Consider the following 17,886-nt stretch of genomic DNA (forward strand, 5'->3'; position numbering starts at 1 on the left):
ATTTCCTTGCGTCAGTTGATTTACGGCAATCACAGTTCCGGCGGGCGGCCTAGCATGCAGTTTCCGCCACCCTTTTTATTGCGATAGGAACCTGCGATGACCTCTACCTCGACCGCCGCCTGGAACAGCGCCGCCGCCCAGGCGCCCAAGTTCAAGCCCTTCATCCGCCAGACCATTCCCCATTCCCGCCAATGGGAGTGGCTGACGCCCGATTTGCAGGAAGCGGTGCAGGTGGTGTCGCACGTGCTGCCGTTCCGCACCAACGAGTACGTGCTGGACCACCTGATCGACTGGAGCAGCATCCCGGACGATCCGATCTTCCGCCTGACCTTCCCGCACCGCGACATGCTGGCGCCGGACGACTACGCGCAGCTGCGCGAGCTGGTGCTGGGCCGCGCCAACCAGCAGGCGCTGACGGAGCTGGTGCGGCGCATCCGCCTGCGTATGAATCCCCATCCGGCCGGGCAGATGACGCACAACGTGCCGCGCGTGAACGACGCGCCGCTCAAGGGCTTGCAGCACAAGTACAAGGAGACGGTGCTGTTCTTCCCCAGCGCCGGCCAGACCTGCCACGCCTACTGCACCTTCTGCTTCCGCTGGCCGCAGTTCGTCGGCATGGACGACATGAAGTTCGACGCCAAGGAATCGCACCAGCTGGCCGACTACCTGCGCCTGCATCCCGAGGTGACCGATGTGCTGATCACCGGCGGCGATCCGCTGATCATGAACACGCGCTCGCTGGAGGCGTATATCGAACCGCTGCTGGCGCCGGACCTGGCGCATATCCAGAACATCCGCATCGGCACCAAGTCGGTGGCGTACTGGCCGCAGCGCTTCGTCACCGACCGCGACGCCGACGACTTGCTGCGGCTGTTCGAGCGGGTGGTCGCCAGCGGCAAGAGCATGGCCATCATGGGCCACTACAACCACGCGGTGGAGCTGCGGCCGGAGATCGCCCGGCAGGCGGTCAAGCGCATCGTCGGCACCGGCGCCACCTTGCGCATGCAGGGGCCGCTGATCCGCCACATCAACGAAGACCCGCGCAGCTGGGCCGAGTTGTGGCAGACCGGCGTGCGGCTGGGGGCCATCCCCTACTATATGTTCGTCGAGCGCGACACCGGGCCGCGCGAGTATTTCCAGCTGCCGCTGGCGCGCGCGCACGAGATCTTCCAGCAGGCCTACCAGATGGTGTCGGGCCTGTCGCGCACGGTGCGCGGGCCGTCGATGAGCGCCTTCCCCGGCAAGGTGGTGATCGACGGTATCGCCAACATCGGCGGCGAAAAGGTGTTCGCCTTGCAGTTCCTGCAGGCCCGCAACGCCGACTGGGTGCGCAAGCCGTTCTACGCCAAGTTCGATCCGAAGGCGACCTGGATGGACGAGTTGAAGCCGGCCTTCGGCAAGGACAAGTTCTTCTTCGAGGAGGAGGGCGGCAGCCGCAGCGAGTACGGCGCCGAGCCGCCGGGCCAGCGCAAGGTGATCCCGCTGATCACGGCGCGCCAGGACGAGGCGCCGCGCGGCGGTGGCGGGAGCGCGGCGGTCGCCAGCGCGGCCGGCTGCGGCGCGCACGGTCCGGCGTAGGTGCAGCCATGTCCGGCCGCGCGGTGTTCGTGCTGGTGTTCCTGCCGTTCGCGCTGGGCCACTATCTATCAAGCCTGATCCGCACCGTCAACGCGACGCTGGCGCCGCAGCTGATGGCGGCGCTGGCGCTGAGCCCCGCCCAGCTTGGCCTGCTGACCAGCGCCTTCTTCCTGGCGTTCGCGCTGGTGCAGCTGCCGGTCGGCATGGCGCTGGACCGCTGGGGCCCGGCGCGGGTGCAGCCGCCGATGCTGCTGCTGGCGGCGCTGGGCGCGCTGGCCTTCTCCGGCGGCCGTGATTTCGCCCAGCTGCTGGTGGCGCGCGCGTTGATCGGGCTGGGCTTGGGCGGTTGCTTCATGTCGGCGGTGAAGGCGGTATCGACCTGGATCGCGCCGGCGCGGCTGCCGTCGGTGCAGGGTTATCTGATCGCCGCCGGCGGCCTGGGGGCGGCGTCGGCCACCCTGCCGGTGCGGCTGGCGCTGCACTACACCGACTGGCGCGGCTTGTTCGTCGGCCTGGCCGCGGCGGCGGCCGCGCTGGCGCTGCTGATACGGCTGGTGGCGCCGGCCGCGCCACCGCTTGCCTCTGTGTCGGCCAGGCCGGCCGGTCTGGCGGTGCTGCGCGAAGTGCTGAGGCATCCGGCCTTCCGCGAGGTGGCGCAGCTGGTGCTGGTGCCGCACATGGTGTTCTTCGGCATCCAGGGTTTGTGGATCAGCCGCTGGCTGACCGACGTCGCCGGCTACTCCGAGGCGGCGGTGGCCTACCTGCTGTACCTGGGCATGGCGGCGGTGATCTTCGGCGCCATCGCGGTCGGCATGCTCACCGAGTGGGCCGGGCGGCGCGGCGTGGCGCCGATCAGCGTGGCGGCGGCCGGCGTGGCGCTGTTCATCGCGGTGCAGCTGGGCTTTGTGTGCAATTGGGCGCCCAGCTACCAGCTGTTGTCGGTGATCTTTACGCTGGTGGGCACGGTGACCGGCATCGAGTATGCGATCGTCGCGCAAAGCCTGCCGGCCACGCTGACCGGGCGCGGCGCCACCTGCCTGAACCTGCTGATCTTCCTGGGCGCGTTCGCGGTGCAAGCGGGCTTCGGGCTGGTGGTCGGCTGCTGGCGGCCGGACTTCCTGCAGCACTATCCGGCGCAGGCCTACCAGGTGGCGTTCGCGGTGCTGGTGTTGTTGCAGCTGCGCGGACTGTTGTTATTCGCGCGCCGGCGCTGGGGCGCGGGCGCGCAATCCGGTAAAATCGAGCACCAATCCGGCAGTCCGGCAACCAGTCCACCGATCGCACGATGACCACCACAGCACCTACCGTCTTTGTCTCCCTGCCGGCCGTATGGCAGGAATGGATCATGGAAAACCTGGCGCGCGCCTGCAATCCGCTGGACATGGCCAACAGCATGGCGGCCTCCGGCCAGCACAGCATGGCGGTGGCGCGCGCCGCCATCGACGAGGCGCTGGCGCTGCGCGCGGCGGCCGACCACGCGCCGGCGCCGGTGGCGAGTGTGTTCGTGGCGCCGCAGCAGATGCCGTACATCGACCTGGAACGCAACCTGGTCGCCGCGCCGGACCGGGAGGTGGAGGTGCTGTTCGTGCTGAAGCAGCCGCAGATCATCCTGCTGGGGAATGTGCTCAGCGACGAGGAGTGCGACGCCATCATCGCCCACTGCGGCACCCGCTACACCCGCTCCACCGTGACCGGCGAGGCCGATGGCGCCAGCGTGGTGCACGAGGGCCGCACCAGCGAGATGGCTTTCATCCAGCGCGGCGAGGCCGAGGTGGCCGAGCGCATCGAGCAGCGGCTGGCGGCGCTGGCGCACTGGCCGCCCGAGTGCAGCGAACCGTTCCAGTTGCAGAAGTACGGCGTGACGCAGGAGTACCGGCCGCACTACGACTGGCTGGACCCGGACAGCAGCGGCCATCGCAGCCACCTGGCGCGCGGCGGCCAGCGGCTGGCCACCTTCATCCTGTACCTGAGCGATGTGGAGCAGGGCGGCGGCACGGTGTTCCCCGGCCTGGGGCTGGAGGTGTATCCGAAGAAGGGCAACGCGCTGTGGTTCCTCAATACCGATCCCAATCACCAGCCGGACAAGCAGACCTTGCACGGCGGCGCGCCGGTGGTCAGCGGCACCAAGATCATCGCCAACAAATGGTTGCGGCAGGGGCGCTACGGTTAGAATGGCGACATTCGAAATTAACCTAGGAACCCCATGAGACTCGTTCGTTACGGCCGTCCCGGCAAAGAAAAACCAGGCCTGATCGATGACGAAGGCAAGCTGCGCGACCTGTCCGGCGTGATCGCCGACATCGACGCGGCGCAGCTGGCGCCCAAGGCGCTGCGCAAGCTGGAAAAGATCCCGCAAGCCTCGCTGCCGCTGGTGCGCGGCAATCCTCGCTACGGCGTGCCGGTGGCGCGCGTCGGCAAATTCATCGGCATCGGCCTCAATTACTCGGACCACGCGGCCGAAGCGGGCATGCCGATCCCGAAGGAACCGATCGTCTTCATGAAGGCGATTTCCTGCCTGTCCGGCCCGGACGATCCCGTCATGCTGCCGCAAGGCTCGAAGAAGACCGACTGGGAAGTGGAGCTGGGCGTGGTGATCGGCACGCGCGCGCAGTACGTCAGCGAGGAGGATGCGCTGAAGTACGTGGCCGGCTATTGCGTGGTCAACGACCTGTCGGAGCGTTCGTTCCAGCTGGAGCGCGGCCCGCAATGGGACAAGGGCAAGGGTTGCGACACCTTCGGCCCGGTCGGCCCGTGGCTGGTGACGCAGGAAGACATCTACGACGTGCAGCAGCTGGACCTGTACCTGGAATTGAACGGCAAGCGCATGCAGACCGGCTGCACCGACACCATGATCTTCTCGGTGGCGCAGATCGTCAGCTACCTGTCGAAGTTCATGACCCTGGAGCCGGGCGACGTGATCGCCACCGGCACGCCGCCGGGCGTGGGCCAGGGCCGCAAGCCGCAGCGCTTCCTGAAAAAGGGCGACGTCCTGCGGCTGGGCATCGCCGGCCTGGGCGAGCAGCAGCAGGACGTCGTCGCCTGGACTGCGCGCTAAACCCGCACTGCGGCCAGTCGCGGGGTCGGACCCCGTACGGGGTCTGACCCCTCTTCGGTGGTGGGGTTCAGGTAGCGCTGACCAGCGCCCGCGCCAGGGCGTCGGCCAGCCGGCTGGTGATTTCCGCCAGCTCGACCTCGGTGGCGATGAACGGCGGCGCCAGCAGGATATGGTCGCCGCGCCGGCCGTCGATGGTGCCGCCCATCGGGTACACCATCAATCCCAGCGCCATGGCCTGCTCCTTGACCGCCGCGTGCAGCTGGCAGGCCGGATCGAAGGGCGCCTTGCTGTCGCGGTCCCGCACCAGCTCCAGCGCCAGCAGCATGCCGCGCCCGCGGATGTCGCCCACGTGCGGATGGTTGCCGAACGCCTCGCGCAGCATGCGGCGGAAGGCGGCGCCGCGCACCGTGACGGCGCCCAGCAAACAATCCCTCTGTATCACCTTCTGCACCGCCAGCGCGGCGGCGGCGGCCACCGGATGGCCCATGTAGGTGTAGCCGTGCTGGAAGGCGCCGCTGCCCTCGCGCAGCCGCCGCACCACGTGCTGGCGCGCCAGCACCGCGCCGATCGGCTGGTAGCCGGCGCCCAGGCCTTTGCCCAGCACCACCAGGTCCGGCAGCACGCCCTCCTGTTCAAACGCGTACAGCGTGCCGGTGCGGCCCATGCCGCACATGACTTCATCGAGTATCAGCAGGATGCCGTACTTGTCGCACAGCTTGCGCACGCCGCGGAAGTAGCCGGGCGTGGGCGGCACCGCGCCGGAGGTGGCGCCGACCACCGTCTCGGCGACGAAGCCGATGATGTGCTCAGGGCCGTGTTCGACGATGGTCGCTTCCACTTCGGCCAGCAGGCCGGCGGTGTAGTCTTCGGTGCTCTGGCCGTCGGCGCGGTCGCGGTATTCGTAGCAGGGAGCGACGCGCGGCACCGCCATCAGCATCGATTCGAACGGGCGGCGGCGCCATTCGTTGCCGCCGACCGCCAGCGCGCCCAGCGTGTTGCCGTGGTAGCTCTGGCGGCGGGCGATGAACATGCCGCGCTGCGGCTGGCCCGCCTCCATCCAGTACTGGCGCGCCAGCTTGAGGGCGGTCTCCATCGCTTCCGAACCGCCCGACACCAGGTAGACGTGATCGAGGTCGCCGGGGGCGTCGTTGGCCAGGCGGCTGGCCAGTTCCTCGGCGGCGTCGCAGCTGAAGAAGGCGGTGTGGGCGTAGGCGTTGCGGTCGATCTGGGCGTGCATGGCGGCCAGCACGTCGGGATGGGCATGGCCCAGCGAGGAGACGGCGGCGCCGCCGCTGGCGTCGATATAGCTGCGGCCCTGGCTGTCGCGCACGGTCAGGCCGGCGGCGCCGACGGCCAGCGGTGGGGCGCGGCGCAGGTTGCGGTGGATGATGTGGCTCATGGCGTCCTTTCGGTCAGGGTGACGAAGAGCAGACGATAGCCGCGATCGGCTTGTGTTCTGTTGATCTATCCCGCACCATGTGCGAATAATTGACCAGGATGCCAGCAGGAGTGACAGCGATGACCGACCGATTGGGAGCTATTCCGTTTGCCGACATGAGCGCGGCGCAGCAGGTGGCGGCGCAGGCCGTGATCGACGGGCCGCGCGGGGCCTTGTACGGGCCGTTCGTGCCGCTGATCCGCAGCCCGGAGCTGATGGCGGCGGCGCAACGCATGGGCGAGTACCTGCGCTACCGCAGCGCGATCGGCACGCGGCTGACCGAGCTGGCGATCCTGGTGACGGCGCGCCAGTGGAGTCAGCAGGTGGAGTGGGCGATCCACGAGCCGATCGCGCGCCAGTACGGCATTTCAGACGAGGTGATTGCGGCGGTGGCGGCGCGCCGGCGGCCGGACGGCATGGCGGCCGACGAGGCGCTGGTGCACGATTTCTGCCTGCAGCTGCACCAGCGGCAGCGGGTCGACGACGAGACCTATGCGGCGGCGCTGGCGGCCTTCGGCGAGCACGGCGTGGTCGACCTGATGGGTATCAATGGCTACTACACGTTTTTGGCGATGGTGATGAACGCCGCGCAGACGGCGGTGCCGGCCTCGCCGGCAGCGCCGTTGCCGTAAAAAAACCGAATGTCAGACTTGCCCCCCGCTGATTAAAGGACTTTCTTCAGCCAGGCGCTGATGTGGTCCACTTCTTCCTGGCACAGCGAGTGCTGCATCGCGTAGTCGTGCCATTCGACGCTGTAGCCCAGTTGCTGGAGCAGGTCGCGCGACTGTTCGGCGCGGGCCACCGGAATCACCGGGTCCATGCGGCCGTGCACCATGAAGATCGGCGTGGCCAGGCTGGCCTGGGTGTGCTCGGCGGCGGCCTTGGCGGCGATCGGCACATAGCCCGACAAGCACATCAGGCCGGCCAGCTTTTCCTGCAGGCGCATGCCGGTTTGCAGCGTCATCGCGCAGCCCTGCGAGAAGCCGGCCAGGATGATGCGTTCGGCCGGGATGCCGCGCGCTTTTTCACGCTCGATCAGCGCTTCCACCTTGGCTTGCGAGGCGCGCAGGCCGGCTTCGTCTTCCTGGCGACCGAGGTCGCTGGCGACGATGTCGTACCAGGCGCGCATCACGTAGCCGTTGTTGATGGTCACCGGCATGGTGTCGGCATTGGGGAAAATGAAGCGGATGGCCGGCAGGCCGCGCAGGTCCAGCTCGTGCAGCATGGGCACGAAGTCGTTGGCGTCGGCGCCCAGGCCGTGCATCCAGATGATGGCCACGCTTGGGTTGGCGCCGGTTTCTTTTTCGATGGTTTGCAGCAGGGTGCTCATGGGCGTCCTCAGGGTAGTGGGCGTAGCGCGGATTTGGGGCGGAAGGCCTTGCACACGGCCGGGTCGGTTTCCATGTAGGGACCGCCGATCAGGTCGACGCAGTAAGGCACGGCGGCGAAGATGCCGCCCACCAGCACGGCGCCGGCGGCGTCCTTCAGGCCGCCCAGCGTTTCGGCGATGGCCTTGGGCTGGCCGGGCAGGTTCAGCACCAGCGCGGCGTGGCCGGCGGTTTCGCGGATCACGGCGGTCTGGCGCGACAGGATCGCGGTCGGCACGAAGTGCAGGCTGATCTGGCGCATTTGCTCGCCGAAACCGGGCATTTCCTTGGTGCCGATGGCCAACGTGGCTTCGGGCGTGACATCGCGCCGCGCCGGGCCGGTGCCGCCGGTGGTCAGCACCAGGTGGCAGCGGGCGACGTCGACCAGTTCGGTCAGCGAGGCTTCGATCTGCGCGCGTTCGTCGGCGATCAGGCGGGTTTCAACACGGTAGGGAGTGGTCAGGGCGCGCGCCAGCCAGTCTTGCAGGGCCGGCAGGCCCAGGTCCTGGTAGACCCCGCCGCTGGCGCGGTCGGAGACCGACACCAGGCCGATCACCAGGGTGTCTGCATTACTCGTCATCGGACTCGCTGTCTTCGTCGTCGGTCTCGGCGGCGGCCTTGCCCTTCTTGGACTCGATCTGCTTGAGGATCTGGAAGATCTCGCGGTAGGCCTTCGGCGGCTTGCTCTCGGCCTGTTCCTTGCGGGCGTTGCGGATCAGGGTGCGCAGGTGCTGCACGTCCAGTTCCGGGTTTTCTTCCAGCAGCACGGTCAGCGCCTTGTCGTCGACCAGCAGCTTGTCGCGGCGGCGTTCCAGCGCGTGCATGGCGGCCGTCTCCGACTTGGAGGCGCCCTTCCAGCTGTCGATGGTTTGCTGGATCACGGCCACTTCGGCCTCGTCGAGGGTGCGCATCTTCTTGCCGACGTACTGCATCTGGCGGCGGCGGCCCTCGTGGTTGGTGATCTGCTGGCAGGCCAGGATGGCGTCCAGCACGTCCTCCGGCATCGGCACGCGCTTGACGCGGTCGCGCGGGGCTTCGACCAGGGTTTCGCCCATCTTCTGCAGGGCGTCCGACTGGCGTTTAAGCTCGGTTTTGGACGGGCGTTCGTATTCTTGTTCGAATTCGGTGGAGCTGAAGCCGACGGCTCCGCGGTTGGGATTTACCATAATATTAACTTTCGGTTCGGCACGTGGCCGCACCTGTAAACTGTAAACGACTGCTATGATACCTGTTTTAGCGGCCACCCGAAGATTACAGCCCATGAGCGATACCCATTTTACCCACACCCAGGACCAGTTGAAGCAGCTCGCACGCGATGTGCTGGCGTTCGCCAAGGAGCAGGGCGGCACCGATTGCGCCGTCGAAATCAGCGAAGGCAGCGGCTTGTCGGTGTCGGTACGCAAGAGCAAAATCGAGACCATCGAGCAAAACAAGGACAAGGGCATGGGGGTGACGGTGTTCATCGGCCAGCGCCGCGGCAACGCCAGCACCTCGGACTTTTCGCCGGCCGCGCTGAAGGCGACGGTGGAGGCGGCCTACAACATCGCCCGCTTCACCTCGGACGATGAATGCGCCGGCCTGGCCGACGCCGACCAGCTGGAACTGGCGCCGCGCGACCTGAAACTGTTCTATCCGTGGGATATCTCGACCGCCGACGCGGTGACGCTGGCGCAGCGCGCCGAAGCGGCCGGCTTCGAGGTCGATCCGCGTGTCACCAATTCGGAAGGCGCCGGCGTGCACGTGCAGCAGTCGCACTTCGTGTCGGCCAACTCGCGCGGCTTCATCGGCGGCTATCCGTATTCGCGCCACACGCTGTCGGTGGCGATGATCGCCGGCAAGGGCTCGAAGATGCAGCGCGACGACTGGTACACCTCGGTGCGCGACGCCAAGCAGATGTCGGCGCCGGAAGCGATCGGCCGTTACGCCGCCGAGCGCGCGCTGGCGCGCCTGAACGCGCGCACCATCGACACCCGCACCTGCCCGGTGCTGTTCGAGGCGCCGCTGGCGGCCGGCCTGCTGGGCGCCTTCGTGCAGGCGACCTCGGGCGGTTCGCTGTACCGCAAGTCCAGCTTCCTGCTGGACTCGCTGGGCAAGCAGGTGCTGCCGAAGCATATCCAGATCAAGGAAGATCCGCATGTGATCGGCGGCGTCGGCTCGGCGCCGTTCGATGAAGAAGGCGTACGCACCGTCAAGCGCGACGTGGTCAAGGATGGCGTGGTGCAGGGCTATTTCCTGTCGACCTATTCGGCGCGCAAGCTGGGCATGAAGACCACCGGCAATGCCGGCGGTTCGCACAACCTGTCGCTGACCTCGTCGCTGACCAAGAAGGGCGACGACTTCGCCGCCATGCTGCGCAAGATGGGCACCGGCCTGCTGGTGACCGAGCTGATGGGCCAGGGCACCAACTACGTGACCGGCGATTACTCGCGCGGCGCATCGGGCTATTGGGTCGAGAACGGTGTGATCCAGTATCCGGTGGAGGAAATCACCATCGCCGGCAATATGAAGGACATGCTGGCGCAGATCGTCGCCGTCGGCGCGGACGTGCTGGTGCGCGGCACCAAGCAGACCGGCTCCATCCTGATCGAAAACATGGTGGTGGCCGGCGGCTGATCGCTGGTTAGTCCCGCTTGCAGTGCGCGCTTGACGGCAGCCCGCAAGCGATCAGGCGGCCGACGTCGGGGTTGGTCAGGTAGTTCAGATGCGCGTAGTCGGGGCGCTCCAGCAGGCCGAAGTAGGTGCTCGCGTTGGAGACCAGGACGTTGTAAACCGTCACGCCCTGGCGCGCATATTTCTCCGATGGCAGCGTGTACGACAACAGGTCGTTCGGATCGGTGAACGCCACCAGCGTCAGGCGCCGGTCGGCGGCCGCCCCTTCCACCGCCAGCCGCTTTTGCAACAGCCGTTGCAGACTGTCAGGCGTGGCCGGGGCCAGCGCCGGCGTGGCTATCTGCTGGTCGGCCAGCGACAGCAAGGGTATCTGGTTGGCCGCCATCACCAGCAAGCGCAGGCGATCCACCGCCTTTTGCGCCACCAGCGCCGCGCGCGAGCCGGGCGCCTCCTCCGTCATGCGCAGCAGGGTATCGAACAGGATCTTGCTGCCCATGCTATGCGAAATCACCACCAGCGGTACATCGGGCGCGGCGTCGCCGGCGCCCAGCACTTGCAGGATCGCATCGCGCATGCGGCGCTGGATGTCGTCGCGCGCCACGCCCTGGTAGACCAGCGCGTCGGGCAGGCAATCATCGATCAAGCCATCCTTGAAGCGCGCGTTGAGGCGGGCGCGGGTGGACGTGAACGGTGGCGCGCCTTCGCAGATGGACGACTTGCCGGTCTGGTCGTAGCACAGCTGGCGCTTGAGGGTGGTGGTCAGCGGCGACCAGATCAAAGCGTCGAAACGCAGGCGGCCGGCGGGCGTCTGGACGTTGGACGAGACGATCTGGACCTGTGGCCCGCCAGTGGCGGCGTGGGCGGACGACGAACTGCTCGCGCTCGTGAGCGACTGCATCAGCTGGCCTACCACCACGCCGGCCCAACTGGCGTCATGGGTACAGATGCCGTGCACCAGCAACACGTCGGCGTTCTTGCCTTGGGCGCTGGCGGCCAGTTCGATCAGGCCGGGGAAGGTGGCGCCGGCGTCCAACAGTTGCGGCGGACGGTAGGGCGTGGTGCAGGCGCACAGCATCAACACAAGCAATAGCAGTGCGCGGCGTTTCCAAGTCGGGGTATGCATGCTGAACCTCCAGTCGCGGCGCGTGGGTGCGCCGATGAGGTCCAGTGTATTTTCCCCTGCGGCGGCGACATTGTCGCGCCGCAGGGAACAGGCTCAGCGTGTTATGCCTGCGCCAGCAGCGATTGCAGCACAGGTTGCAACACCGACTTGCCCAGTTCGGCGCTGCGGGCGCCGTTCCAGCCGGTGTCCGGATCCGGATCGTTGGCGTTGTCCTTGAACGGCATCTCCAAGGTCAGCGACAGGCAGCCGAAGGCGTGGGTGATGTGCGGCGAGCCCATGGTCAGGGTTTCGTCGGTGTACGGCGTTTCGCCGTAGCCGTACTCGTCCTGGAAGTCCGGGCTGGCGATCAGGAAATTGTCGATGAAGTATTGCTGCGCTTCTTCCTGGTCCGGCGTGAAGGTCGGCAGCGACTCGCTGCCCGCCACGAACACGTAAGGCAGGCCTTCGTCGCCGTGGATGTCCAGGCACAGGTCGCAACCGATTTCCAGCATCTTGTTCTTGACCAGGAACACTTCCGGGCTGCGTTCCATGGTCGGGTTCAGCCACTCGCGGTTCAGGTTGGCGCCGGCCGCGTTGGTGCGCAGGTTGCCGCGTACCGAGCCGTCCGGGTTCATGTTCGGCACCACGTAGAACACGGCTTCCTTCAGGCACTGGCGGCCGAACGGATTGGCCGGGTCCAGCAGCGCCTCGACCATGCCTTCGACGAACCACTCGGCCATCGTCTCGCCCGGATGCTGGCGCGCGATGACCCAGACTTTCTGCTCCGCTTCCGGATCGCCGATGACCAGCATGTTCAGGTCGCGGCCGTCGATGGTGTTGCCCAGGTCGACCAGCTTGACCAGCGGCGACAGTTGCGCGTTGTCCAGCAGCGACAGGTGGCGTTCCCACGAGTACGGTTCGAAATAGGCGTAGTAGACGCTGTCGTATTCCGGCGTGTGGTTGATGGTCATGACGGTGCCGTCATAGGTGGTCGGCACGCGGAACCAGTTGTCGCGGTCGTAGCTGGCGACGGCCTGGTAGTCTTTCCAGCCGTCAGGGTAGGCGGCGGTGCCGGCGTTCAGGAAGCGCAGCGCCAGCGGCGTGGCTTGCGCGCCCTGCACGCGGAAATAAAACCATTGCGTGATGTCGGCGTGCGAGTCCTTGCGGATGTTCAGGTCGATGGCGGCCGGATCGTCGGCACGCAGGACCTCGATGGCGCCGGCGTCGAATTGCTGGCTGATTTTGATAGACATGGCTGAATCCCGGTAAATTCTATGTAAGAAGTTTGTTTGCGCTTGTGGCGCAGTGGCGACATGATACAGGGTCGCGCCAAGCCCGGGGTCAAGTCTGCGCCAGCGCAATGCCGGTCGTGCCGGCTTTGCCAAGTTGAGGGGGCTGTCGCAGGAGTACAATCCCCATGACCCCCACGCTGTTTCGTCAAGCCGGCTTCCGTTACTTCTTTTTCTCGCGCGAGGAAACTCGGATGCATGTGCACGTGTCTCACCCTGACGGCGCGGCGAAATTCTGGCTGGAGCCGGAGGTCGCGCTGGCGTGGCAGACCGGCCTGTCGGCGCAGCAGTTGCAAACGGCTGCGCGGTTTGTCGCCGCGCACCAACAGGAGATGCAAAATGTCTGGCGCACGTATTTCTCACCCTGAGTCATCAATTGGGCGGGGCGGCGAAGTCCGCATCCTCGATATTTCGCCGCACGGTTTCTGGGTCGATCTCGGCAATGAAAAACTGTACGCCGCCTATGCGGACTTTCCCTGGTTCGCCGGCGTCACGCTGGCGCAACTGGACGATGTGCAGCGTCCCAGCGCCGATCACCTGTACTGGCCTGCGCTGGATATCGATTTGTCGGTCGCCTCGCTGCGCGATCCTGCCGCGTTTCCGCTGGTCGCCGCGCTGACGCCGCCCCAGCGTTAAGCCAGCCCGCCGAAGCGGTCGAAGAAGGCGGGCTCGGCGGCGGGGGCTTCGGTGTCCTCGCGGCGCAGCGTGGCGTCGATGTGCTGCTCGGCGGCGGCGTAGACGGCCTGGTAGATGGCCCGCGTCAGCTCGTAGGCCAGCGCGCCCGGCCACGGCGTCGGCAGCAGCTCGACCGGCAGTTGCGGATCGTGCAGTTGCACCCGGCGGTAGGCGTGGATGAGCAAGGTGCGCACCACGTAGGCTTGCTGCGGCGCCAGTCCGCCTTCCGCTTCAGCCGCCCGCACCGCCGCCAGCAGCGGCTCGAACTGCGCGATAAACTGCTGGTAACCCTGCGCCACGCCGCTCAGGTCCCAGCCGTCGGCCACCAGGTCGCTCAAGGCCCGGCTGCTGACCTGGCGCATGGCCTTGCCCTGCACCACGAACAGCTTGCCCGCCACGCCCAGCCGCTTGAGCAGCTCGTCCAGCGCCGGGCCGTCGGCCGCCGGATGGCCCATGATGCCGGGCGCGATCACGCTATAGCCTTCCCACAGCAACTCCTTGCGCACCGCGCTGCGCTCGGCCGCGTTGAGCGCGCCGTCGCCGTTGAGGATCAGGGTCCAGCTGCCGTCCCAGTGCACATTCAGCGGCGCGTAGATGCGGCGGTAGGCGTGCACGAAGCGCGTCATCGCCGGCGGCGTGATCGCGTACGAGCTGCGGCGGCCGTCGCGCTGCGCCCCCAGCCAGCCTTCCTGCGCCAGCCGGAACACCGAGGTGCGCAGCAGTCGGTCGTTGACGCCGAATGGCGCCAGCAGCTCGATCAGGCTGCCCAGCCACACCATGCCCCCGTGCGGCACGATGGCGTCGCCGAAGATGGTCACCACCAGCGATTTCGAGCGCGGCGGGTCGCTGGCCAAAAATCCGGTTATCCAGTCGTTGCAATTCATGGGCAGGCATCTCTTTCTATACACACAAACAAGAGTTTACTTTGCCTGACCATCGGCGCAGCATTTATTTCACCGTCGTTGCCGATGGGATACTGATTTATGATCTGAGTCAAAAAAATCGTAGTCAAAGCAAAATATGTATCGTATTATGGATCATCAGCGATGAGGAGACAGCGATGTATGCACAAATGGTGGAGACGGGCCTGAGCACGGTCCGCACGGCGGACGACATGGCCGCCGACGAGCGCGCCTTCCAGGCCCGCATCGACGACGGCGTCAAGATCGAGGCCAAGGACTGGATGCCGGACGCCTACCGCAAGACCCTGATCCGGCAGATTTCCCAGCACGCGCACTCGGAAATCGTCGGCCAGCTGCCCGAGGGCAACTGGGTGACCCGCGCGCCTACGCTGAAACGCAAATCCATCCTGCTGGCCAAGATCCAGGACGAGGCCGGCCACGGCCTGTACCTGTACAGCGCCGCCGAGACGCTGGGCGTGTCGCGCGACGAGCTGCTGGCCGCCCTGCACAGCGGCAAGGCCAAGTATTCCAGCATCTTCAACTACCCGACCCTGTCATGGGCCGACATGGGCGCGATCGGCTGGCTGGTCGACGGCTCGGCCATCATCAACCAGATCCCGCTGTGCCGCTGCTCCTACGGCCCGTATGCGCGCGCCATGATCCGCGTCTGCAAGGAAGAATCCTTCCACGCGCGCCAGGGCTACGACATCATGATGGCGCTGGCCAAAGGCACGCCGGAACAGAAGGCGATGGCGCAGGATGCGCTCAACCGCTGGTGGTGGCCGTCGCTGATGATGTTCGGCCCGTCCGACGCCGAATCGGTCAACAGCGCGCAGTCGGCGCAATGGCGGATCAAGCTGTTCTCCAACGACGAGCTGCGCCAGCGCATGGTCGACCAGACCGTGCCGCAAGCCGAATACCTGGGCCTGACCGTGCCCGACCCGGATTTGAAATTCAACGCCGAAACCGGCCACTACGAATTCGGCGCCATCGACTGGAGCGAGTTCCACAACGTCTTGAAGGGCAACGGCCCGTGCAACCGCGAGCGCCTGCGCACCCGCGTCAAGGCCTGGGACGACGGCGCCTGGTTCCGTGAAGCGCTGGTCGCCCACGCCGACAAACACGCCACCGCCAAGGCAGCATAAGGAGATCAAGATGAGCAAAGAATGGCCACTGTGGGAAGTCTTCATCCGCAGCCAGCACGGGCTGGCGCACAAACACGTCGGCAGCCTGCACGCGCCGGACGCCGAAATGGCGGTCAACAACGCGCGCGATGTCTACACCCGCCGCAATGAAGGCGTCAGCATCTGGGTCGTGCGCGCGGCCGACATCGTCGCCAGCAGCCCTGGCGACAAGGGCGCGCTGTTCGAGCCGTCCAACAGCAAGGTGTATCGCCACCCGACCTTCTTCCCGATGCCGGAAGAAGTCAAGAACCTGTAAGCGAGGCGCACCGTGCAAAACAAGGTAAATTATTTATTGCGATTGGGTGACAACGCCCTGATCCTGAGCCAGCAACTGTCGCAGCTGTGCGGCAAGGGCCCGGCGCTGGAAGAGGACATGGCGCTGACCAACGTCGCGCTGGACCTGCTGGGCCAGACCCGTTTGTGGTACGAGTACGCGGGCGAGCTGGAAGGAGCAGGCCGTGACGAAGACAAGCTGGCCTACCACCGCGACGCCCACGACTTCAAGAACTGCCTGCTGCTGGAGCAACCGAACGGCAACTACGCCGACACCATGGTGCGCCAGTTCTTCTTCGATGCGTGGCACTACTTCCTGATCGTCGGCCTGACGCGCAGCAGCGACACGCGCATCGCCGCCATCGCCGAGAAATCGCTGAAGGAAGTGACCTACCACCTGCGCCGCAGCGGCGACTTGATCGTGCGCCTGGGCGACGGCACGGACGTCAGCCACGCCAAGACGCAGGCGGCCGTGAACGAACTGTGGATGTACAGCGGCGAGGTGTTCGCCTACGACGCCATCGATGAAGCGATGGTGGCCGAAGGCGTGGCCCCAGCCGCCGCCGACCTGCGCGCGCAATGGCTGGCGCACGTGGCCGAGATCCTGGCCGAAGCCACGCTGGCCATGCCGCCGGCCGACGCCTGGATGCAGAGCGGCGGCAAGCAAGGCCGCCACAGCGAGCACCTGGGCTACATCCTGGCCGAGATGCAGTTCCTGCAGCGCGCCTATCCTGGCTCCACCTGGTAACAGCGAGCCCGCCATGACAGCCGCCGCCATCAACGCTCCCGCCGCCGCCCAGGTTTGGGCCTGGCTGGGCGAGGTCTCCGACCCCGAAATCCCGGTCATCTCGATCGTCGACCTGGGCATCGTGCGCGACGTGCAGCTGGCTGCCGACGGCGCCTGCACCGTCACCATCACGCCGACCTATTCCGGCTGCCCGGCGATGCAAGTGATCGCCGACGCCATCACCGAAGCCCTGCACGGACACGGCCTGCAAGACGTCCGCCTGCAAAACCAGCTCTCTCCAGCCTGGACCACCGACTGGATGAGCGAAGAGGGCAAGGCCAAGCTGCAAGGCTACGGCATCGCCCCGCCGGCGCAGCAGGTGATCGACATCAGCGGCCTGCGCGCGGGCGCCGGCGCAACGGGCGCGCTGGCCGCCATCTCGCGCCGCGCGCAGCCCCGCCTGACGGTGGCCTGTCCCAACTGCGGCTCGCACCACACCGAAATCACCAGCCAGTTCGGCTCCACTCCCTGCAAGGCCTTGTACAAATGCCTGGACTGCCGCGAGCCCTTTGACTACTTCAAGTGCCACTAAAAAGATCATGAGCAAATTCCACCCGCTGACCGTCTCGCAAGTGCGCAATGAAACGCGCGACACCATCGCCGTCACCTTCGCCGTGCCGCCCGAACTGCAACAGAGCTTCACCTTCCAGCAAGGCCAGCACCTGACGCTGCGCGCCCAGATCGGCGACGAAGACGTGCGCCGCTCGTACTCGATCTGCTCCGCCGTGCAGGAAGGCGCGCTGCGCGTGGCCATCAAGCGCACCCAGGGCGGGCTGTTCTCCAGCTGGGCCAACGACACCATCAAGCCCGGCATCACGCTCGACGTGATGCCGCCGATGGGCCACTTCAACGTGCCGCTGGACGCCGCCAACCACAAGCACTACCTGGCCTTCGCCGCCGGCAGCGGCATCACGCCTATCCTGTCGATCATCAAGACCACGCTGGCGGCCGAGCCGCACAGCCGCTTCACGCTCTTCTACGGCAACCGCGCCTCGTCGTCGGTGATCTTCAAGGACGAACTGTCCGACCTGAAGGACACCTACATGGAGCGTCTCAAGCTGGCCTACGTGATGAGCCGCGAGCAGCAGGACATCGAATTGTTCAACGGCCGCATCACCAAGGAGAAGGCGGCGCAATTCCTCAAGCACTGGGTGTGGGTGGAAGACATCGACGTCGCCTTCATCTGCGGCCCGGAAGACATGATGCTCGGCGTCTCCGAAGCCCTGCAGGAAGCCGGCATGCCGAAGGCGCAGATCAAGATCGAGCTGTTCGCCGCCAGCATACCCAAGCACCAGCACAAGCCACGCGCGGTCGATCCGCAAGCGGGCCGCCACGAAACCGAAGTCACGGTTATCCTGGACGGCAACGCCACCAGCTTCACCATGGACCAGGACAAGGAATCGCTGCTCGACGCGGGCCTCAAGGCCGGCATCGACATGCGCTACTCGTGCAAGGGCGGCGTGTGCTCGACCTGCCGCTGCAAGCTGCTCGAAGGTAAAGTCGACATGGACGTCAACTACGCGCTGGAAGACTACGAAATCGCGCGCGGCTATGTGTTGAGCTGCCAGAGCTTCCCCATCACCGACAAGGTCGTCATCGACTTCGACCAGGCCGAATAAAAAACAT

At 66.4% G+C, this 17,886-nt stretch carries 20 protein-coding genes; 13 read left to right on the forward strand and 7 right to left on the reverse strand.

Translation table 11 applies throughout. The features are described from left to right. The first annotated feature begins 96 nt into the window (after window positions 1–96). Genes V6M89_RS09030 through V6M89_RS09045 form a run of 4 tightly spaced genes read left to right on the forward strand, consistent with a single transcriptional unit; the run spans window position 97 to window position 4,633 of the window. Window positions 97–1,578, forward strand: a complete 1,482-nt coding sequence (locus tag V6M89_RS09030) for a KamA family radical SAM protein (RefSeq protein WP_332852877.1) — start codon at window positions 97–99, stop codon at window positions 1,576–1,578. Window positions 1,579–1,586: 8 nt separating this feature from the next. After that, window positions 1,587–2,867, forward strand: coding sequence for an MFS transporter (locus V6M89_RS09035; protein ID WP_332852878.1), 1,281 nt, complete (start codon window positions 1,587–1,589; stop codon window positions 2,865–2,867). After that, the gene (locus tag V6M89_RS09040; RefSeq protein WP_332852879.1) at window positions 2,864–3,748 is read left to right on the forward strand and encodes a 2OG-Fe(II) oxygenase; all 885 of its coding nucleotides are present in this window, start codon (window positions 2,864–2,866) and stop codon (window positions 3,746–3,748) included. Before V6M89_RS09035 ends, V6M89_RS09040 begins: the two co-directional genes overlap by 4 nt. 33 nt (window positions 3,749–3,781) lie before the next feature. Next, window positions 3,782–4,633: a fumarylacetoacetate hydrolase family protein gene (locus V6M89_RS09045; protein WP_332852880.1), complete on the forward strand. Its 852-nt coding sequence runs from the start codon at window positions 3,782–3,784 to the stop codon at window positions 4,631–4,633. Between the two features lie 67 nt (window positions 4,634–4,700). Here V6M89_RS09045 and V6M89_RS09050 read toward each other — a convergent pair whose 3' ends face one another. Beyond that, window positions 4,701–6,032 (reverse strand): aspartate aminotransferase family protein, encoded by a 1,332-nt coding sequence (locus V6M89_RS09050; RefSeq protein ID WP_332852881.1) that lies wholly within the window; start codon window positions 6,030–6,032, stop codon window positions 4,701–4,703. Between the two features lie 119 nt (window positions 6,033–6,151). On the opposite strand from V6M89_RS09050, the gene V6M89_RS09055 reads away from it, so the two are divergent. Beyond that, window positions 6,152–6,703: a carboxymuconolactone decarboxylase family protein gene (locus V6M89_RS09055; RefSeq protein ID WP_332852882.1), complete on the forward strand. Its 552-nt coding sequence runs from the start codon at window positions 6,152–6,154 to the stop codon at window positions 6,701–6,703. A gap of 32 nt (window positions 6,704–6,735) precedes the next feature. On the opposite strand, the gene V6M89_RS09060 is transcribed toward V6M89_RS09055, so the two are convergent. The 3 genes from V6M89_RS09060 to yjgA are packed head-to-tail and all read right to left on the reverse strand — an operon-like array spanning window position 6,736 to window position 8,604. Continuing rightward, window positions 6,736–7,401 carry an alpha/beta hydrolase gene (locus V6M89_RS09060; RefSeq protein ID WP_332852883.1) on the reverse strand — a complete coding sequence of 222 codons (666 nt, stop codon included), beginning with the start codon at window positions 7,399–7,401 and terminating at the stop codon, window positions 6,736–6,738. 8 nt (window positions 7,402–7,409) lie between these two features. Next, complete coding sequence (mog, locus tag V6M89_RS09065) at window positions 7,410–8,018, reverse strand: molybdopterin adenylyltransferase (protein ID WP_332852884.1); 609 nt, start codon at window positions 8,016–8,018, stop codon at window positions 7,410–7,412. Continuing rightward, window positions 8,008–8,604, reverse strand: coding sequence for a ribosome biogenesis factor YjgA (yjgA, locus tag V6M89_RS09070; protein WP_332852885.1), 597 nt, complete (start codon window positions 8,602–8,604; stop codon window positions 8,008–8,010). Before yjgA ends, mog begins: the two co-directional genes overlap by 11 nt. A gap of 94 nt (window positions 8,605–8,698) precedes the next feature. Here yjgA and pmbA point away from each other — a divergent pair, with 94 nt between their 5' ends. Further along, window positions 8,699–10,051 carry a metalloprotease PmbA gene (pmbA, locus tag V6M89_RS09075; RefSeq protein ID WP_332852886.1) on the forward strand — a complete coding sequence of 451 codons (1,353 nt, stop codon included), beginning with the start codon at window positions 8,699–8,701 and terminating at the stop codon, window positions 10,049–10,051. Between the two features lie 7 nt (window positions 10,052–10,058). On the opposite strand, the gene V6M89_RS09080 is transcribed toward pmbA, so the two are convergent. Together V6M89_RS09080 and V6M89_RS09085 are read right to left on the reverse strand one after the other, a co-directional pair. After that, complete coding sequence (locus V6M89_RS09080; protein WP_332852887.1) at window positions 10,059–11,171, reverse strand: hypothetical protein; 1,113 nt, start codon at window positions 11,169–11,171, stop codon at window positions 10,059–10,061. Window positions 11,172–11,272: 101 nt separating this feature from the next. Further along, a complete protein-coding gene (locus tag V6M89_RS09085; protein WP_116991762.1) occupies window positions 11,273–12,403 on the reverse strand; it encodes a M14 family metallopeptidase in 1,131 nt (376 codons plus the stop codon). Window positions 12,404–12,567: 164 nt separating this feature from the next. On the opposite strand from V6M89_RS09085, the gene V6M89_RS09090 reads away from it, so the two are divergent. Then, on the forward strand, window positions 12,568–12,807 hold the full coding sequence (locus tag V6M89_RS09090) for a DUF4160 domain-containing protein (RefSeq protein WP_332852888.1): 240 nt from the start codon (window positions 12,568–12,570) through the stop codon (window positions 12,805–12,807). Further along, window positions 12,779–13,075, forward strand: coding sequence for a DUF2442 domain-containing protein (locus V6M89_RS09095; protein WP_332852889.1), 297 nt, complete (start codon window positions 12,779–12,781; stop codon window positions 13,073–13,075). Before V6M89_RS09090 ends, V6M89_RS09095 begins: the two co-directional genes overlap by 29 nt. Here the strand turns inward: V6M89_RS09095 and paaX are convergent. Then, the gene (gene paaX, locus V6M89_RS09100; protein ID WP_332852890.1) at window positions 13,072–13,998 is read right to left on the reverse strand and encodes a phenylacetic acid degradation operon negative regulatory protein PaaX; all 927 of its coding nucleotides are present in this window, start codon (window positions 13,996–13,998) and stop codon (window positions 13,072–13,074) included. The two genes, V6M89_RS09095 and paaX, sit on opposite strands and share 4 nt — an antisense overlap. 176 nt (window positions 13,999–14,174) lie before the next feature. Here paaX and paaA point away from each other — a divergent pair, with 176 nt between their 5' ends. Genes paaA through paaE form a run of 5 tightly spaced genes read left to right on the forward strand, consistent with a single transcriptional unit; the run spans window position 14,175 to window position 17,879 of the window. Next, entirely contained in the window at window positions 14,175–15,161 is a 987-nt protein-coding gene (gene paaA / locus V6M89_RS09105) for a 1,2-phenylacetyl-CoA epoxidase subunit PaaA (protein WP_332852891.1), read from the forward strand. Between the two features lie 10 nt (window positions 15,162–15,171). Continuing rightward, window positions 15,172–15,456: a 1,2-phenylacetyl-CoA epoxidase subunit PaaB gene (paaB, locus tag V6M89_RS09110; RefSeq protein WP_020701068.1), complete on the forward strand. Its 285-nt coding sequence runs from the start codon at window positions 15,172–15,174 to the stop codon at window positions 15,454–15,456. A 12-nt stretch (window positions 15,457–15,468) separates the two neighbouring features. Beyond that, window positions 15,469–16,221: a 1,2-phenylacetyl-CoA epoxidase subunit PaaC gene (gene paaC, locus V6M89_RS09115; RefSeq protein ID WP_332852892.1), complete on the forward strand. Its 753-nt coding sequence runs from the start codon at window positions 15,469–15,471 to the stop codon at window positions 16,219–16,221. A 13-nt stretch (window positions 16,222–16,234) separates the two neighbouring features. Next, window positions 16,235–16,792, forward strand: coding sequence for a 1,2-phenylacetyl-CoA epoxidase subunit PaaD (paaD, locus tag V6M89_RS09120; protein WP_332852893.1), 558 nt, complete (start codon window positions 16,235–16,237; stop codon window positions 16,790–16,792). Between the two features lie 7 nt (window positions 16,793–16,799). After that, window positions 16,800–17,879: a 1,2-phenylacetyl-CoA epoxidase subunit PaaE gene (gene paaE, locus V6M89_RS09125; RefSeq protein WP_332852894.1), complete on the forward strand. Its 1,080-nt coding sequence runs from the start codon at window positions 16,800–16,802 to the stop codon at window positions 17,877–17,879. Window positions 17,880–17,886: the final 7 nt, after the last annotated feature.

Source organism: Duganella sp. S19_KUP01_CR8, from assembly GCF_036688705.1.
Lineage (GTDB): Bacteria > Pseudomonadota > Gammaproteobacteria > Burkholderiales > Burkholderiaceae_D > Rugamonas.

Coding starts and splice junctions, on each gene's coding strand:
- pmbA (WP_332852886.1), top strand. CDS start 8,699: ATGAGCGATACCCATTTTACCCACACCCAGGACCAGTTGAAGCAGCTC.
- V6M89_RS09035 (WP_332852878.1), top strand. CDS start 1,587: ATGTCCGGCCGCGCGGTGTTCGTGCTGGTGTTCCTGCCGTTCGCGCTG.
- V6M89_RS09060 (WP_332852883.1), bottom strand. CDS start 7,401: ATGAGCACCCTGCTGCAAACCATCGAAAAAGAAACCGGCGCCAACCCA.
- V6M89_RS09085 (WP_116991762.1), bottom strand. CDS start 12,403: ATGTCTATCAAAATCAGCCAGCAATTCGACGCCGGCGCCATCGAGGTC.
- paaA (WP_332852891.1), top strand. CDS start 14,175: ATGTATGCACAAATGGTGGAGACGGGCCTGAGCACGGTCCGCACGGCG.
- V6M89_RS09045 (WP_332852880.1), top strand. CDS start 3,782: ATGAGACTCGTTCGTTACGGCCGTCCCGGCAAAGAAAAACCAGGCCTG.
- V6M89_RS09030 (WP_332852877.1), top strand. CDS start 97: ATGACCTCTACCTCGACCGCCGCCTGGAACAGCGCCGCCGCCCAGGCG.
- yjgA (WP_332852885.1), bottom strand. CDS start 8,604: ATGGTAAATCCCAACCGCGGAGCCGTCGGCTTCAGCTCCACCGAATTC.
- V6M89_RS09055 (WP_332852882.1), top strand. CDS start 6,152: ATGACCGACCGATTGGGAGCTATTCCGTTTGCCGACATGAGCGCGGCG.
- V6M89_RS09040 (WP_332852879.1), top strand. CDS start 2,864: ATGACCACCACAGCACCTACCGTCTTTGTCTCCCTGCCGGCCGTATGG.
- mog (WP_332852884.1), bottom strand. CDS start 8,018: ATGACGAGTAATGCAGACACCCTGGTGATCGGCCTGGTGTCGGTCTCC.
- paaD (WP_332852893.1), top strand. CDS start 16,235: ATGACAGCCGCCGCCATCAACGCTCCCGCCGCCGCCCAGGTTTGGGCC.
- paaE (WP_332852894.1), top strand. CDS start 16,800: ATGAGCAAATTCCACCCGCTGACCGTCTCGCAAGTGCGCAATGAAACG.
- V6M89_RS09080 (WP_332852887.1), bottom strand. CDS start 11,171: ATGCATACCCCGACTTGGAAACGCCGCGCACTGCTATTGCTTGTGTTG.
- V6M89_RS09050 (WP_332852881.1), bottom strand. CDS start 6,032: ATGAGCCACATCATCCACCGCAACCTGCGCCGCGCCCCACCGCTGGCC.
- paaB (WP_020701068.1), top strand. CDS start 15,172: ATGAGCAAAGAATGGCCACTGTGGGAAGTCTTCATCCGCAGCCAGCAC.
- V6M89_RS09095 (WP_332852889.1), top strand. CDS start 12,779: ATGTCTGGCGCACGTATTTCTCACCCTGAGTCATCAATTGGGCGGGGC.
- paaX (WP_332852890.1), bottom strand. CDS start 13,998: ATGAATTGCAACGACTGGATAACCGGATTTTTGGCCAGCGACCCGCCG.
- V6M89_RS09090 (WP_332852888.1), top strand. CDS start 12,568: ATGACCCCCACGCTGTTTCGTCAAGCCGGCTTCCGTTACTTCTTTTTC.